Source organism: Bradyrhizobium acaciae (assembly GCF_020889785.1).
Classification (GTDB): domain Bacteria; phylum Pseudomonadota; class Alphaproteobacteria; order Rhizobiales; family Xanthobacteraceae; genus Bradyrhizobium; species Bradyrhizobium acaciae.
In genome coordinates, this window is sequence record NZ_JACMYK010000012.1 from 86,785 (window position 1) to 101,329 (window position 14,545).

The following is a 14,545-nucleotide window of genomic DNA, read 5'->3' on the forward strand; positions in this document are numbered from 1 at the left end:
TGAAGATCAGGCCGCGACCGTCTTGCGCTGCTCGATGGTCTGGCCGCCGCGATAGACGATCAGTGCAGCGATGATGCCGAGCGCCGCGCCGAACATCAGCCAGTAGGCAGGCGAGGCCTTGTCCCCGCCGGTCATGGCGATCAGCTTGGTCGCGACAAAGGGGGTCGATGTGCCGAAAATGCCGGCCGCCAGTGCGAACGCGATCGAGAAGCAGGTGGTGCGGACATGCGCCGGCACGATCTCGACCAGGCATCCCAGCATTGTGCCGCTGTAGACGCCGAAGTAGAACGAGAACATCATCTGCACCGCCAGCAGCTTCCCGAGCGTGGGCTCATGCGCGAGCCACGACAGGGCCGGATAAGCGGTCACAAACGACAGGCCCGCGATCGCGAGCAGCACCGGCTTGCGGCCGATCCGGTCGGACAGCGCGCCGCCGACCGGATTCCAGATGAAGTTCGTCACTGCGACGAGCAGGGTCACCAGCAGTGTCCCGGACGCCGAAAGGTGCAGCTCCTTGCCAAAGCCGGGTGCATACACGGTGATGAAATAGAACGTCGTGGTGGTCAGGATCGCGATCATCATGCCGAGGATGACGATGCGCCAGTTCTCGATCGCCGAGGCGAACACTTCACTTGGCGTCGGGTGCTTCTTCATGGCCAGGAAGGCCGGCGTTTCCTCGAGCGAACGCCGCAGCATGAAGATCACGGGAATGATGAGGCAGCCGACAAAGAACGGGATGCGCCACTTGGCGACGCCGCCGATCGCATCCAGGAAGGTGTCGCCGGGCATGACCTCGCGCAGGACATATCCGATGATCGCGGCAACGAAGATCGCGACCTGCTGGCTGGACGATTGGAACGAGGTGTAGAAACCGCGGTTGCCGGGCGTCGCGATCTCGGAGAGATAGACGGAGACGCCGCCCAGTTCGACGCCGGCCGAAAAGCCCTGGATCAGGCGGCCGATCAGCACGATGATCGGCGCGGCGATGCCGATCGCGGCATAGCCCGGGCAGAATGCGATCACGACGGTGCCGAGCGCCATCAGCGCGAGTGTCACGATCAGGCCTTGCCGCCGGCCGATGCGATCGATGTAGGAGCCGAGCACGACCGCGCCAACCGGACGCATCAGCGCGCCGAGCCAGAACACGCCATAGGCGTTGAGAAGGGCCGCGGTCTCGTTCTGGGCGGGAAAGAACGCCTTTGCGATGTCCTGCGCATAGAAGCCGAACAGGAAGAAGTCGAACTGCTCGAGGAAATTGCCGCTGGTCGCGCGCAGGATGGCGCCGAGACGCGATTTGATTTGCGGTGCTTGCGATGGACTCGACTGCGACATAACGCCCTTTCCTCCCCGTGGCAAAACGGCCGGCGCAAATTCTGTCGCCGGCCAAGGCAGTTAACTGCCGTATGCGGCAATTTGGCACGCCAGTCCGGCGCGACCAACCCGAAATCGCGCCGCTGCTATCGGAAAAAAGCCGTAGAGAAAACCGCGTGCGCCGCATCAAGGCATCGCATGCGCCGCGGCGCCAAGCCAGGACCGGAATGCCGAGAGCTTCGGTGAATCGGCGCGCCCCTGCGGCGAGACCAGATAGAAGCCCGCGTCCGCCGGCAGCGCGATCTTGAAGGGAACCACGAGGCGGCCCTTGGCGATGTCGTCCTGCACATAGGAGGTGCGGCCCATCGCGATACCGATGCCGTCGATCGCCGCCTGGATCGTCACGAACAGCAGATCGAAAGTCACGCCGGGCTGCTTGGAAATGTCGGTCGCAAGGCCCGCTGCGGTCAGCCACAGCCGCCAGTCGTCGCTGTTGGCGTTGCTGGTGTGCAGCAGCACGTGGTCCCTGAGGTCTTCGGGGCATTTCAGCGGTTTGGTTCCTTGCAGCAGCGACGGGCTGCACACCGGAAACAGTTCATCCGCCATCAGCCAGTCCGCGCGCAGGCCCGCCCATTGGCCGCGGCCATAGCGGATCGCCGCATCGACCTTGTCGCGCTGGAAGTCGACCAGGCTGGTCGAGGTGGTGATGCGGACGTCGATACCGGAATGCGCCTCCTGGAATGCCGAGAGCCGCGGCAGCAGCCATTTGGCCGCGAGCGATGCCAGCGTCGAGACCGTCAGCACGTGATCGTCATCCCGGCGCAGCAGGCGATCGGTCGCGAGCCTGAGGTCGTTGAAGGCGGCGCGGACGCCGGGAAGGTATTCGGTAGCCTCCGATGTCAGGCTCAGCGAGCGGTTCTGGCGGATGAACAGCCGCACGCCGAGCTCTTCCTCCAGCCGCCGGATCTGATGGCTGATCGCGGTCTGCGTCACGTTCAGTTCGGATGCCGCCAGCGTGAAGCTCATGTGCCGTGCGGCGGCCTCGAACGCCCTCAGGCCGTTCAATGAAGGCAGGCGGCTGGTCATCCCTGAAGTGCCTCCAAATGCATGACTTTAATTCATGCGAAGCGGTACAAAGTGTCGTTTGTGAACAGGCTCAATAACCCTGATATTCCCCCCAACAGGTTACCGATTGGAGCCGCAAATGTCCATTTTCACCCATGAATCGATGACAAATCATCATACGCCGGGCCTTTTGAACCAGGTCGGCGAAACCCTGCACGTCTGGTGGGAGCGCTACGAGCGCCGCCGCGAACTGTCGCAGTGGACCGAGCGCGACCTGCACGACATCGGCATGTCCCGCAGCGACATCGTTTTCGAGACCGAGAAGCCGTTCTGGCGGGCCTGACAGGCCGCCTTCGCCGGCGCTGCCTCGATCGAGGGGCGCCGGCCAGTACTTTCACCCGAGGAGCGTGTCATGACTGCGCTGCATCTCGACGATCTCAAGCAATACTCGGATGTGCTGCGCGCCAGGAACGGCAGCGAGATCAAGGTGCGCTTCGTCGAGCCGCGCGACCGCGAAGAGCTGCAGAGCTACATCCGCTCGCTCTCCGCGGCGTCCCGTTACAGCCGCTTCCTGGGCGCACTGAGCGAGCTGCCGAAGACGGAGCTCGAGCGTTTCATCCACGTCGGCGAGGCAGACCGGTTCACGGTGGTCGCGACGATGGTGGTCGATGGCTTTGAGACCATCGTCGGCGAAGCCCGCTACGCTTTCCATGCCGATACGTCGAGCGTCGAGTTCGGCCTGTCGATCGATGACCGGTGGCAGGGCCACGGCATTGGCAAGGCGTTGTTGAAGAATCTCGAATGCCGCGCGGCGTCCTTCGGAGCCGAGCGCATCTTTGGCGACACGTTGCGTTCCAACGCGGCGATGATCGGCCTCGCCCGCAAGTCTGACTACGCTTTCACTGCAAGCCCCGGTGATTGGAAGCTGGTGCGCTTTGCCAAGGAGATCCACGTCGAACCGCAAGACATTCCCTGTGCCAGCTGGCGGCTTGCCGCCACTTCCCGCTTGGCCACGATGTCCTCGCTTGCGGTTTGACTGACTAGGCCCGGTTCTGGCCCCTCCAGAACCGGGCCCTTTTCTTTCAGTGTTCCTGCTGCAATTTCCTCTTGTCATGCGCGGGCTTGACCCGCGCATCCATCCAGCAAGAGCGCTTCCCTCGATCGATTGCCGGGTCAAGCCCGGCAATGACACTGCAGCGCAAGCTGCGGATCAGCTCCCCCGAAACACCGGCTTGCGCTTCTCGACGAAGGCCTGCACGGCCTCCCTGTGATCCGCCGTCGTGGTGAGGCGGATCAGCCGCTCGGCCTCGTGGTCGCGCGCGGTGGCGAAATCGAACTGCAGCGCCTCGTCGAGATTGTCCTTCATGTAGCGCAGCGCCAGCGTCGGGCCTTCGGCGATCGACTTCGCCAGCGCGAACGCTTCGTCCTGCAGCACCTCGTCGGGCACCACGCGGTTGACGAGGCCGATCTGCTCGCACCTTGCGGCGTCGACCTTCTCGGAGGTGAACATCAGCTCGCGGGCGCGCGAGGTGCCGACCAGGCGCGTCAGCAACCAGGCCATGCCATAGTCGCCGCTCAGCGCCACGCGCAGATAGCCGGTCGAGATGAAGGCGGATTGCGCGGCGATCCGGATGTCGCAGGCCATCGCAATGGCGAGGCCGGCGCCGACCGCAGGGCCGGGAAGTGCTGCAATGGTCGGCTTGCGCACCGAGGCGAGGGCACCGGTGAGCAGGCGCTGGCGCTCCTGCAGATCCGCCACCTTGTCCTCATAGGACATTTCGAGCTTCTTCGGATCGCGATTTGCGCCCATGCCCTTGACGTTGCCGCCGGCGCAGAACGCCTTGCCGGCACCGGTGACGAGCAGCACGCCGACCTCGGGGTTCTCGCCGCAGGTTCGGATCATCGTGCGCAGCGCCGGCGTCAGCGTGTCCGACAGCGAGTTGCGGGCATCCGGACGGTTCAGCGTGATGACGGCGACGCGGTCGCGCATCACGCAGAGCAGTTCGTCGGTGCCGGTCTCGATCTTGATTTCGTTCGACATGTTTCCTCCGGGGGCCAAGTCCTGACCGTCATTGCGAGGAGCGAAGCGACGAAGCAATCCATACTTCAGCTTGCAGCGACATGGATTGCTTCGCTCCGCTCGCAATGACGAATGTGGCGGCGGCTGCGAGCCAGCCTACGCCGTTTGCATGATCTCCGTCATCTCAAAACTTCTCAACCCAGGGCCGCAATTCCAGCTCCCAGGTCCAGGCGCTGCGCGGCTGCTGCAGCACGTTCCAGTAGCTCAATGCAATCGCGTCGGGGTCGAGCATCGAGTCCGGCCGGTCGGCGGGCTCGGTGCGGGCGGCGCTGCGGATCCCGCCGTCGATCACGAAATGCGCGACGTGGATGCCCTGCGGCGACAATTCGCGCGCCATGCTCTGCGCCAGCCCCCGCAGGGCGAACTTGCCCATCGCGAACGGCGCCGATTGTGCATAGCCCTTGACGCTGGCGGAGGCGCCGGTGAACAGGATCGCGCCTTTCTTGTTGGGCAGCATGCGCTTCGCCGCCTCCTGCGCCACCAGGAAGCCGCCGAACGCCGAGACGGCAATTGCACGTTCGACCTCTGACGGCACCAACTCGGCGAAGGGACCGCGGCTGCGGCCGGATGCGTTGTAGACCACGAGGTCGGGGGTTCCGATTTCGCGCTCGACCAGACCAAAAAGGCGTTCGACATCTTCGGCCTTGGTGGCATCGCAGGCATAGGCCTTCGCACCGGTTTCGGTGCAGAGCGCGCCGAGCTTCTCGATGCTGCGGGCGCCCAGCGCCACGCGAATTCCCTCCCGCGAAAATAGCCGCGTCAGCGAGGCGCTGAGGCCCTCGCCGGCGCCGACGATCAGGGCGATCTTGTATTTCGGAATATCCATTGGGCTTTCCTTTGCTCGGCCGGAGGAGGATAGTCGTGCCCAAACAAATGAGCACCGCAGCCGGGAATTCAATGCAGCCGCACAAGCAGGATCCGAAAACGTCGTCCGCCAGCCAGCCGGGCTTGCTCGCGCCGGACACGACGGGAATGAATTTCTACCGGGCCGATCCGGCGCTGACGGATATTCTGAAACTGCATTTGCCTGACGCGTTGTTCCGCCACATCGAGCCGCATCTCGACCGGCTCGGCGGACTGGCCGGCGGTTACCTCGACGAATGCGCGCGACTTGCCGACCGACATACGCCGGTGCTGCACCAGCGCGACAAGTTCGGCCGCGACGTGCAAACGATCGAATATCATCCGGCCTATCGCGAGATCGAGAAGGCCGCGTTCGGCGAGTTCGGCATTCATGCGCTTTCGCTGCGCAAGGGCATCATGGGCTGGCCCGACAAATATCCTGTCGTCGCCAAGCACGCCTTCACCTTCCTGTTCAACCAGACCGAATTCGGCATGGGCTGCCCGATCAACGTCACCGACGGCTGCGCAAAGCTGTTGGCGAATTTCGGCAGCGAGGCGTTGAAGGCGAAGTATCTCGACGGCCTGACCCAGACCGACATGAACAGACTGACGCAAGGCGGCCAGTTCATGACCGAGAAGGAAGGCGGCTCCGACGTCGGCACGCTGACCACGCGCGCGGTGCAGGAGGGTGATCACTGGCGGCTCTACGGCGAGAAGTGGTTCTGCTCGAACGCCGATGCCAAGGTGGTGATGCTGCTGGCGCGCCCCGAGGGCGCGGGGCCGGGCACCCGCGGCGTCGGCCTGTTCCTGATGCCGCGTTTCCTCGACGACGGTTCGCAGAACCATTATCGGATCGTGCGGCTGAAGGACAAGCTCGGCACCCGTTCGATGGCCTCGGGCGAGATCAAGTTCGACGGCGCGATCGCCTATGCCGTCGGCAAGCTCGACCGTGGCTTCGTGCAGATGGCCGAGATGGTGAACTCGTCGCGGCTGTCCAACGGCGTGAAGTCGACCGCGCTGATGCGCCGTGCCTGGCACGATGCGATCACAGTTGCGCGGGGCCGCGTGGTGTTCGGTCAGCGCATCATCGACCTGCCGCTGGCGCGGCGGCAGCTGATGAAGATCATGCTGCCGACCGAGCAGGCGCTGTCGATGAGCTTCCTGACCGCGGACGCGCTCGACCGCGCCGAGGCCGGCAGCCAGGATGCCGCAGCGTTGCTCCGCATCTTGACGCCGACCTTGAAATTCCGTGCCACCCGCGATGCCAGAAAAGTCTGCGGCGACGCGATGGAGATGCGCGGAGGCATCGGCTACATCGAGGAATTCGTCACGCCGCGGCTGCTGCGCGATGCGCATCTCGGCTCGATCTGGGAGGGCACCGGCAATATCGTCGCGATCGATGCGCTGAAGCGTGCGGTCGGACGCCACGGTGCCGACAATGCGCTCGCCGCCGATCTGCATGCGCGGCTCGATGACAGTCCGAATGTGCCGCAAGCCTGGCGCAACCGGCTGCGCGAGCTCAGCGACCGCGCAATTGCGTTCGCCCGCGAAGTCGCAGGCCGCATCGACAATGAGGGCGATGCGCGGCGCGCGACCAGCCTGCTCTATCATGTCGCAAGCGCCGTGGCGCTGGCGTGGGAGGGCGGTCGCATCCACGAGATGCGCGGCGACGCGCGCCGGCTGCTGCTGTCGCGGATGGTGATCGACCATCGCGTGATGCCGGGTGATCCGTTCCGGCTAGCGGAAAATACCGTTCAGCGCAGGATGACCGATCACCTGCTCGGCGATCGCGCCGTCGGCATGGCCGAGGTTGGCGAATTGCTTGTCGCAGCGTAGGCTCGTAGTTGGCTGCTCGGGTAGTCTCACCTCTCCCATAGGGAGAGGTCGGATCGCGCCAGCGATCCGGGTGAGGGGTTGCGCTCTATTGATCGACCTGAACCCCTCACCCGGACCGCATCTTCGATGCGCTCCGACCTCTCCCTTTGGGAGAGGTGGAGAGCGTGCGCAACAAAAAACATGAGAGGAAATTCCGATGAAGGCCGCCGTCCTGCATGAAGTCAATCAGCCGCTGGTGATCGAAGACGTCAGCGTGCCCAATCCGGGGCCGCGCGAGGTCCTGATCCGCACCGCGGTTGCGGGCCTCTGCCATTCCGACCTGCACTTCATGGAAGGCCTTTATCCGCATCCGTTGCCCGCCGTACTCGGCCATGAATCGGCCGGCGTGGTCGAGAAGGTCGGCTCCGACGTCAATTACGTGAAGCCCGGCGATCACGTCGTCACCTGCCTCTCGGTGTTCTGCGGCACCTGCGATAATTGCACCACCGGCCGCACCGTGCTGTGCACCGACACCACGGTGAAGATGCTGCCCGGCGCCTCCAACCGCCTGTCCTGGGGCCGGAAGGAGAAGCTGAACCAGTTTCTCAACCTGTCGTCGTTCGCCGAGCAGATGCTGGTGCACGAGAACGCCATCGTGAAGATCAGGAAGGAGATGCCGCTCGATCTGGCCGCGCTGATCGGTTGCGGCGTCATCACCGGTTATGGCGCCGTGGTGAACACCGCGAAGGTGACCGCCGGCGAGACCGTGGCTGTGATCGGCTGCGGCGGCGTCGGCATGGCGGCGATCAACGGCGCGCAGATCGCCGGCGCCGGCCGCATCATCGCCATCGACACCAATCCGGCCAAGCTGCAACTTGCGACCAAGCTCGGCGCCACCGACATCGTCGATCCCGCTCGCGGTGACGTGGTGCAGCAGGTGCGCGAGCTCACCGGCGGCGGCGTGCATCACTCCTTCGAGGTGCTCGGCCGCAAGGAGACCGCCGAGCAGGCCTTCGCCATGCTGGCGGCGGGCGGCACCGCGACCATCGTCGGCATGATCCCGTTCGGCCAGAAGATCGAGCTGCACGGCTTCGACTTCCTGCGCGAGCGCCGCATCCAGGGCTCGTCGATGGGGTCAAACCACTTCCGCGTCGACATGCCGCGCCTAGTCGACTTCTACATGCGCGGCAAGCTGCATCTGGAGGACTGGATCTCGGCCAAGCTGAAGCTCAGCGAGATCAACGAGGGCTTCGCCAACATGAAGGCCGGCAAGACGCTGCGCAGCGTGATCATGTTCGACAGCTGAGCAATCTGTCGTCGCCCGGCTCGACCGGGCGACCCAGTACGCCGCGGCGGAAGTTGCGTGAAGCAACTGCGGCCGCGGAGTACTGGATGCCCCGCATGAAGCGGGGCATGACAGCGGAGGGTGACGCTGCGAACGTCACCTTCACCGCGCGACGTGCGCGGACACCGCGAGCCATTTGCCGTTCTGCCGCGCCCAGCAATCGGTGTAGCGGCCATAGGCCTGCTCGCCGTCGGCGTTGAGATAGCTGGTGCGGGCGTGGATGATGGCGAAATCGCCGAGGATGCGGATCTTGACGTCTTCGGCCTTCAGCCCCTTGATCTTCACCGGGATCGCCGTCTGCTTCAGGAAGGCGGCGCGGTCGACCAGGCTCTTGTCCGGATTGGTAGCGTAGAAATCCTGTGCCAGGATTTCGTCGAAGCGCTTGACGTCGCAGTTCTGAACGGAATCGACGTAGTCCCTGTTGAGCTTAGTGAGCTCTTCGAGGTCTGTGCTCATTGGTTTTCTCCTGATTCACCCCATCGTCATTGCGAGGAGCGTGAGCGACGAAGCAATCCATGGCTGCGTATGCGGATATATGGACTGCTTCGCTCCGCTCGCAATGACGATCAGACGCCGTCAATCATCAAACATCTTCGGCGGCACGAAGCCGCCGAACTCGCGCTCGATCAGCTCGGCGAGCTTGAGCGGCGTGCGGTCCTCGAGCCAGGGGCCGACGATCTGGACGCCGATCGGCAGTCCGTCGGGCGCGAAGCCGGTCGGGATCGCGGTCGAGGGTAGCCCCGGCAGGGTCGCGATGCCGGGCCAGGCGAGTTGGTCGGTGTAGACGTGCGGCACACCGTCGATCAGGATCCTGCGCTGCTCCTGGTCGGGCGAATGATCGTGCGGATAGGCCGGCGTCGGCATGATCGGGCAGATCACCGCGTCGAACGATTTGAACAGCTCGCGCCACTGCGCGCGCAGCCGCGCGCGGCCGCCGTCGGCGATCACCCAGTCGCGATGGCTGAGTGCGATGCCGCGCAGCCGCTCGGCCTGCAGGCTGGTGTCGCCGGCCGGCAGCGCGGCCGCCGCTGCGCAGGCACCGGAATAGACCTCCGGCGGGAAGGACGCCGCGAGGAACGACAGCAGGATCCGCATATAGAGCCGTGAGGAGGCGGCAAAGTCCGGCAGCAGCGGGCTTGCGCGCGACACTTTCGCGCCGGCCTTGTCGAGGTTGCTGGCGAGCTTGTCGATGTTGCCGCGGACCACGCTGTCGGTCGGCAGCACCGGATCGCTGTCGATGACAAGGATGCGGAAATCCTTCAAGGCGGTGTGGCGCGCCGCCGGCAGGTCCAGCCGGTAGGCCTTGCCCGCTTCGAGCGGATCGGGACCGGCCATCACGTCGAGCACGAGCGCGAGGTCGGCCGCGCCGCGCGCCATCGGGCCGATCACCGAAAGATCGCGATCGAACGGCAGGGGCGGCAGCGGCGGCGGAGTGTGGCCGCGCGACGGCAGCAGCGCGAAGGTCGGCTTGTGCGCGTAGATGCCGCAGTGAAATCCCGGCACCCGCAGCGAGCCGCCGATATCGGAGCCGAGCGACAGCGCGCCATAGCCGGCAGCGAGCGCGGCCGACGATCCGCCGGACGAGCCGCCAGGCGTACGGCCGAGGTCATAGGGGTTGTTGGTGGTGCCGTAGATCTCGTTGTAGCTCTGCCAGTCGGCGAGCCCGACCGGTACGTTGGTCTTGCCGAGGATCACGCCGCCGGCGTCCTTCACCCGCTGGATCGAAAGCGCGTCCTCGGCCGGCACGAAGTCCTTTTGCGGCAGGAAGCCCCAGGTCGTCGGCAGTCCAGCGACGTTGAAGGATTCCTTCACCGTCATCGGGATGCCGAGCAGCGGCTTGTGCTCGCCGCGCGCGATCGCGGCATCCGCGGCGCGTGCAGCAGTGAGGCCGCGCTCGAAGTCGCGCACGCAGACCGCGTTCACCTTGCCGTCATGGCGCTCGATACGGCCGATCGCATCCTCCGCGAGCTCGACCGCCGAGACCTGCTTCCTGCGCAGCGCCTCCGACAGTTCGACGGCGGTCTTGTAACTCCATTGTGATTTGGCCACGGCGTGCTCCCTGATTTTGACAGATCATGCGCAGAATGGAGCAGTCGGGCAAGGCCGCTTGATCGCGATTGCGCCGACAACTAGCCCGGAAGCATGCGCTGCATGATGCGATCGCGGTAGATCAACAGGTGCACCAGCGCGGTCGCGATATGGATTCCGATCAGCACCAGCAGGGACCATTCAGCGGCCTGATGCAGACCATCGATCGCCTTCCCTGCCGCCGCATTGTCCGAGGCCAGCATGGGCAGCGGCATCATGTACAGGAACGAGATGGTCCAGCCGCGAAATGATGCAAACAGCCAGCCGCTGACGGTCGTTGCCAATACAAAAACATAGAGCATCCAGTGTACGGCTTCCGAGCTCAACCGTTGCCAGGCCGGGAGCGAGCTCTCCGGCGCAACCGGATGTGTCAATCTCCAGACGAACCGAACCGAAATCAGAACCAGGATGATGATGCCGAACGAAATGTGAAGCGTCATGGCGGCGCCAGGCGCCTGGCCGCGATGAATGTCCGGCATTAGCCAGCCAATCGGGTATTGCACGGCCAGCAGGGCGACGATCACCCAATGCAGCAGCTTCGCGGTGGTGCCGTAGTGCAGACGGTCGGTCATGGACTCTCAGCCGATTCTGAAGCCGTCAGGATAGTCTAATAGGGCGTGCTGCGCGCCGATAGATGCGCCATCGGATTGATGGCGCCGCTCGCGCTGGCGCGCTCGCTGCTCTGCTTGGTCCCAGGTACCGGGAACGCGTATCCAATGATGGTCTTGACGACGAGCCGGTCGGATGCCCGCGTCAGGCCGTAGCCGACGCCGAAGTCGATATCGAAATCACCCACCTTGAAGTCGGTCACCGCGAACAATGTGTGCTGCTGCTCGGCGAGCGGGCTGAAGTCGCCGATCTTGCCGAAATCGGCGTAATATTCGAGGCCGACATACACGTCGTCCTTCAGCTTGCGCGCCACGCGCGCGGCGGGAGCGAAATCCGCCTCGCCATATCTGCCGAAGCCGATGTCGACGATCGGGTTGACGATGAACTCATAGTCCGCGTTGCGCACGCCGATAATGGGGCGGATCTCCAGGCCCCAGCGGGTCTGCGCAAATTTCGGCATCTCGTGGCTGAGCTCGAAATTGACGCCGTAGAACAGATTGCGCTTGTCGGCGTTCGGCGAGACGAACAGCGTGCGCAGCTTGAAGGCGTCGGACAGAAACTGGCGGTCCTGCACGGCAAACGGCAGATAGAGCCCGAGCTCCCACCAGTCGGTCATGCCATAGGCAAACTCCGGCGTGCCGTTGAGGCTGTGGTTGGACGGAAATCCGCCGGGGAAGGGCGGATCCTTCTGGCCGATGCCGACATAGTTGAGATGCTGCTGGATGGTGAATTGGCCTGGCGCCGCGATGCCGGCATTGTAGACCTGAATCTCGTCGGTCGCATTCGCGCGACCGCTGCATCCGAGCGCGGCCAGCACGATCATGGCTGTGCCGGCCGGAACGCGATGTTTGCGGAAACGGGACATCAGGGCACCTCGCTTCCGCGCTACGCCGCGCCGATCAGGATGCCGACCGCGAGCACGATCGCGCCGCCGAGCACGATCTGGAACACGGCCTGCAGGAACGGCGTGTCCATGTAGCGCGAGCGGATGAAGGCGATCGCCCACAATTCGAAGAACACCACGATCCCGGCGATCGCGGTCGCGATCCAGAATGCATTCGGCCAGGCATCGGGCACCAGATAGGGAATGGTGTGGCCGAGGCCGCCCAGCGTCGTCATCAAGCCGCAGGTGATGCCGCGCAGCCAGGGCGATCCGCGGCCGGTCAGCGAGCCGTCGTCGGAGAGCGCCTCGGCAAAGCCCATGCTGATGCCGGCGCCGATCGAGGCGGCAAGCCCGACCAGAAAGGTCTGCCAGTTGTGATGCGTGGCGAAGGCGGCGGCAAACAGCGGCGCCAGCGTCGAAACCGAGCCGTCCATCAATCCGGCGAGGCCCGGCTGCACATATTGCAGCACGAACATCCGCCGCCGCGTGCGGTCTTCTTCCGCGCGCACATCGGGCTTGAGGATATCGCCGGTGAGCTTGACCGCGAGCTTCTCGTGGCCCTTCTCCTCTTCGGCGAGATCGCCGAGCAGGCGGCGCACGCCGGTATCCTCGGCCTTCTCGGCCGCCTTGGCGTAGAAGCGTTCGGCCTCCAGCTCCATGGTCTCGACTTCCTTGCGGATGGTGTCGAGCGGCAGGTTCTTGGTCAGCCAGATCGGCCGCCGGCGCAGGAAGCCCTTGACGTCCTCGCGCCGGATCGGCGGCAGATGCGGGCCGAAGCGTTGCTCGTAGGTTTCGAGCAGCCGGTGGCGATGGCCCCGCTCCTCCTCTGCCATCTCCTCGAAGACCTTTGCGGTATCGGGATAGCGGCTGGCGAGGTCCTCGGCGAAGGACATGTAGATGCGGCTGTCCTCCTCCTCGGAGGCAATCGCGACCGCAAGCACCTCGCGCTCGGTCAGATCGGCGAAATTTTTCAAGGTCAGGCTCTCGTTTAGCCAGCTTAGAATTAGAATAATTCTAATATGTCTGGTCGGGTGCCGGGTCAATCTGTAATGCCGAGGCCCGACGAGTTTGCTGATCACATCAAGGGAACCAGAGCTTGTGGTGCCCGTTCGAGTTCCGGCTGCTTATGAGCGGAGAGGTCATGACCACAGTCAAATATCGCCTGAACGATCCGCGCCTGGCGCCGCGGCGGACCAAGCTGGAGATTCCCGGCTGGGCGGGGCAACGCGAGCCACGCGCCGACGGCTCACGCGAGCAGGTCTGGCATTGCGTGCCGTTCTCGGAGGGCGCGCAATACGGCATCGAGCTGTTCTACCCCTACGACTTCGAGCTGCACGTCACCACGCGGGATGGCCAGCTGCATCTCGACGCGGATTGGGGTGAGCCGCCGGACAGCGGCGTGCAGTGGCCGCCGTTCCGGAATTTCGGCACGACGTTCTACACCTACCAGATCCTGCTCGACCTCAAGGTCGAACGGGGCATGGCGGTCCGCACCGAGCCGCATCCGCGCTTCTACACCGACCGCACCGACACCGTGCCGATCGCCGTTCCGGCGCTGATCCGCAATTGGTGGCCGATGATGTTCTTCTGTGTCTTCAAGGCGCCGGCGGAAGGGCGCACGCACATTTTCCGGCTGAACGAGCCGTTCGCCCAGATCATCGTGATTCCCGAGGAAGCGAACTTTCAGCTCGAGCAGATGGGCGAGGAGGAGGCTGCCGAACGCGAATTGCAGGCGCGCCGCATCTACAACAATCGGCCCAAACTGGCCGCCGGAACGGAATGGACGTCGTCATCGGACACGGTGTTCGACGGCACATATCGCCATCTGCACCGCGCCGCAAAGGAGAAGGCGCGCAACGATTGAGCGAGATGCCGCATCATAGTCGACAAAACAACGGGGCCCGCGGGCCCCGTTGTGGTATCGCCGATCGGTCGCCATCGCTCAGTAATCGCGACGGTAGAAGCTGTGATGATGATGGTGGTGATGATGGTGATGGTGGTAGCGCCGATAGCGCGGCACCACGATGACCGGGCGATCGTAGTAGTCGCGGCGATAGTAGCCGTGATGATGGTGGTGGTGATGGTGGTGGTGGTAGTACTGTGCAAGCTGCACGTTCTCGCGGACCGGAGCGGGCGCAGCCTCGTCGAGCGCCTGCAGCTTTGCGGAGGCGTTCGAGATCGGCTCCAGCAGGTCCGCGTATGAGTTCGCCTGCAGAACGTCGGCCGGGTTCGACCCAGGCGCAGCTTCGGCGGCACCGACCGCGCCGAACGCGGCCACGGCTCCCAGAAGTCCAGCGATTTTCCTATCCATCTTTGCTCTCCTCAAAAAGTCGCCGGACCGAGCGCCGGTTTCTAGCAACGCCAATCATTGCCCAATGTTTCGTGAACCGCGCATTAACGCCCTGTGACCGGATCGTGGCGGCAGGCATCCGCAACTGACGCGGGACGGATGCCGGTTCGCGCGAAGAAAAAAACTGCCAAAACGAGAATCTAGAGCGTGATGAGA

15 protein-coding genes are annotated in these 14,545 nt (G+C 64.3%); 5 read left to right on the forward strand and 10 right to left on the reverse strand.

Features of this window, described 5'->3' with window-relative positions; translation table 11 throughout:
* Positions 1 to 6: 6 nt before the first annotated feature.
* Positions 7 to 1,332, reverse strand: coding sequence for an MFS transporter (gene tcuC / locus H8A92_RS08410; RefSeq protein WP_163155456.1), 1,326 nt, complete (start codon positions 1,330 to 1,332; stop codon positions 7 to 9).
* Between the two features lie 165 nt (positions 1,333 to 1,497).
* Entirely contained in the window at positions 1,498 to 2,397 is a 900-nt protein-coding gene (locus tag H8A92_RS08415) for a transcriptional regulator GcvA (protein ID WP_229195367.1), read from the reverse strand.
* Positions 2,398 to 2,515: 118 nt separating this feature from the next.
* Between H8A92_RS08415 and H8A92_RS08420 the strand changes: the two genes are divergently transcribed.
* Positions 2,516 to 2,719, forward strand: coding sequence for a DUF1127 domain-containing protein (locus H8A92_RS08420; protein WP_028339130.1), 204 nt, complete (start codon positions 2,516 to 2,518; stop codon positions 2,717 to 2,719).
* A 69-nt stretch (positions 2,720 to 2,788) separates the two neighbouring features.
* The gene (locus H8A92_RS08425; protein ID WP_229195368.1) at positions 2,789 to 3,412 is read left to right on the forward strand and encodes a GNAT family N-acetyltransferase; all 624 of its coding nucleotides are present in this window, start codon (positions 2,789 to 2,791) and stop codon (positions 3,410 to 3,412) included.
* 174 nt (positions 3,413 to 3,586) lie between these two features.
* Here the strand turns inward: H8A92_RS08425 and H8A92_RS08430 are convergent, their stop codons facing one another.
* Both H8A92_RS08430 and H8A92_RS08435 read right to left on the reverse strand, forming a co-directional pair.
* Complete coding sequence (locus tag H8A92_RS08430) at positions 3,587 to 4,417, reverse strand: enoyl-CoA hydratase (protein WP_229195369.1); 831 nt, start codon at positions 4,415 to 4,417, stop codon at positions 3,587 to 3,589.
* A gap of 163 nt (positions 4,418 to 4,580) precedes the next feature.
* On the reverse strand, positions 4,581 to 5,282 hold the full coding sequence (locus H8A92_RS08435; RefSeq protein WP_229195370.1) for an SDR family NAD(P)-dependent oxidoreductase: 702 nt from the start codon (positions 5,280 to 5,282) through the stop codon (positions 4,581 to 4,583).
* Positions 5,283 to 5,353: 71 nt separating this feature from the next.
* On the opposite strand from H8A92_RS08435, the gene H8A92_RS08440 reads away from it, so the two are divergent.
* Together H8A92_RS08440 and H8A92_RS08445 are read left to right on the forward strand one after the other, a co-directional pair.
* Positions 5,354 to 7,135 carry an acyl-CoA dehydrogenase family protein gene (locus tag H8A92_RS08440; RefSeq protein ID WP_229195381.1) on the forward strand — a complete coding sequence of 594 codons (1,782 nt, stop codon included), beginning with the start codon at positions 5,354 to 5,356 and terminating at the stop codon, positions 7,133 to 7,135.
* Between the two features lie 196 nt (positions 7,136 to 7,331).
* A complete protein-coding gene (locus H8A92_RS08445; protein WP_163155468.1) occupies positions 7,332 to 8,420 on the forward strand; it encodes a Zn-dependent alcohol dehydrogenase in 1,089 nt (362 codons plus the stop codon).
* A gap of 141 nt (positions 8,421 to 8,561) precedes the next feature.
* Here H8A92_RS08445 and H8A92_RS08450 read toward each other — a convergent pair whose 3' ends face one another.
* The 5 genes from H8A92_RS08450 to mbfA all read right to left on the reverse strand — a co-directional run bounded on the left by H8A92_RS08450 (position 8,562) and on the right by mbfA (position 13,013).
* Positions 8,562 to 8,915, reverse strand: coding sequence for a nuclear transport factor 2 family protein (locus H8A92_RS08450; protein ID WP_229195371.1), 354 nt, complete (start codon positions 8,913 to 8,915; stop codon positions 8,562 to 8,564).
* A gap of 120 nt (positions 8,916 to 9,035) precedes the next feature.
* The gene (locus H8A92_RS08455) at positions 9,036 to 10,508 is read right to left on the reverse strand and encodes an amidase (RefSeq protein WP_229195372.1); all 1,473 of its coding nucleotides are present in this window, start codon (positions 10,506 to 10,508) and stop codon (positions 9,036 to 9,038) included.
* 80 nt (positions 10,509 to 10,588) lie between these two features.
* Positions 10,589 to 11,119, reverse strand: coding sequence for a cytochrome b (locus tag H8A92_RS08460; RefSeq protein WP_229195373.1), 531 nt, complete (start codon positions 11,117 to 11,119; stop codon positions 10,589 to 10,591).
* Positions 11,120 to 11,154: 35 nt separating this feature from the next.
* A complete protein-coding gene (locus tag H8A92_RS08465) occupies positions 11,155 to 12,021 on the reverse strand; it encodes a hypothetical protein (RefSeq protein WP_229195374.1) in 867 nt (288 codons plus the stop codon).
* 20 nt (positions 12,022 to 12,041) lie between these two features.
* Positions 12,042 to 13,013 (reverse strand): iron exporter MbfA, encoded by a 972-nt coding sequence (gene mbfA / locus H8A92_RS08470; RefSeq protein ID WP_229195375.1) that lies wholly within the window; start codon positions 13,011 to 13,013, stop codon positions 12,042 to 12,044.
* Positions 13,014 to 13,180: 167 nt separating this feature from the next.
* On the opposite strand from mbfA, the gene H8A92_RS08475 reads away from it, so the two are divergent.
* Positions 13,181 to 13,903, forward strand: coding sequence for a hypothetical protein (locus tag H8A92_RS08475; RefSeq protein WP_229195376.1), 723 nt, complete (start codon positions 13,181 to 13,183; stop codon positions 13,901 to 13,903).
* A gap of 78 nt (positions 13,904 to 13,981) precedes the next feature.
* Here H8A92_RS08475 and H8A92_RS08480 read toward each other — a convergent pair whose 3' ends face one another.
* The gene (locus tag H8A92_RS08480; RefSeq protein ID WP_229195377.1) at positions 13,982 to 14,350 is read right to left on the reverse strand and encodes a hypothetical protein; all 369 of its coding nucleotides are present in this window, start codon (positions 14,348 to 14,350) and stop codon (positions 13,982 to 13,984) included.
* Between the last annotated feature and the right edge of the window lie 195 nt (positions 14,351 to 14,545).

Bases quoted from the DNA above. Each gene is read 5' to 3' on its own strand.
- tcuC (WP_163155456.1), bottom strand. From the start codon at position 1,332: ATGTCGCAGTCGAGTCCATCGCAAGCACCGCAAATCAAATCGCGTCTC.
- H8A92_RS08415 (WP_229195367.1), bottom strand. From the start codon at position 2,397: ATGACCAGCCGCCTGCCTTCATTGAACGGCCTGAGGGCGTTCGAGGCC.
- H8A92_RS08420 (WP_028339130.1), top strand. From the start codon at position 2,516: ATGTCCATTTTCACCCATGAATCGATGACAAATCATCATACGCCGGGC.
- H8A92_RS08425 (WP_229195368.1), top strand. From the start codon at position 2,789: ATGACTGCGCTGCATCTCGACGATCTCAAGCAATACTCGGATGTGCTG.
- H8A92_RS08430 (WP_229195369.1), bottom strand. From the start codon at position 4,417: ATGTCGAACGAAATCAAGATCGAGACCGGCACCGACGAACTGCTCTGC.
- H8A92_RS08435 (WP_229195370.1), bottom strand. From the start codon at position 5,282: ATGGATATTCCGAAATACAAGATCGCCCTGATCGTCGGCGCCGGCGAG.
- H8A92_RS08440 (WP_229195381.1), top strand. From the start codon at position 5,354: ATGCAGCCGCACAAGCAGGATCCGAAAACGTCGTCCGCCAGCCAGCCG.
- H8A92_RS08445 (WP_163155468.1), top strand. From the start codon at position 7,332: ATGAAGGCCGCCGTCCTGCATGAAGTCAATCAGCCGCTGGTGATCGAA.
- H8A92_RS08450 (WP_229195371.1), bottom strand. From the start codon at position 8,915: ATGAGCACAGACCTCGAAGAGCTCACTAAGCTCAACAGGGACTACGTC.
- H8A92_RS08460 (WP_229195373.1), bottom strand. From the start codon at position 11,119: ATGACCGACCGTCTGCACTACGGCACCACCGCGAAGCTGCTGCATTGG.
- H8A92_RS08465 (WP_229195374.1), bottom strand. From the start codon at position 12,021: ATGTCCCGTTTCCGCAAACATCGCGTTCCGGCCGGCACAGCCATGATC.
- H8A92_RS08475 (WP_229195376.1), top strand. From the start codon at position 13,181: ATGACCACAGTCAAATATCGCCTGAACGATCCGCGCCTGGCGCCGCGG.
- H8A92_RS08480 (WP_229195377.1), bottom strand. From the start codon at position 14,350: ATGGATAGGAAAATCGCTGGACTTCTGGGAGCCGTGGCCGCGTTCGGC.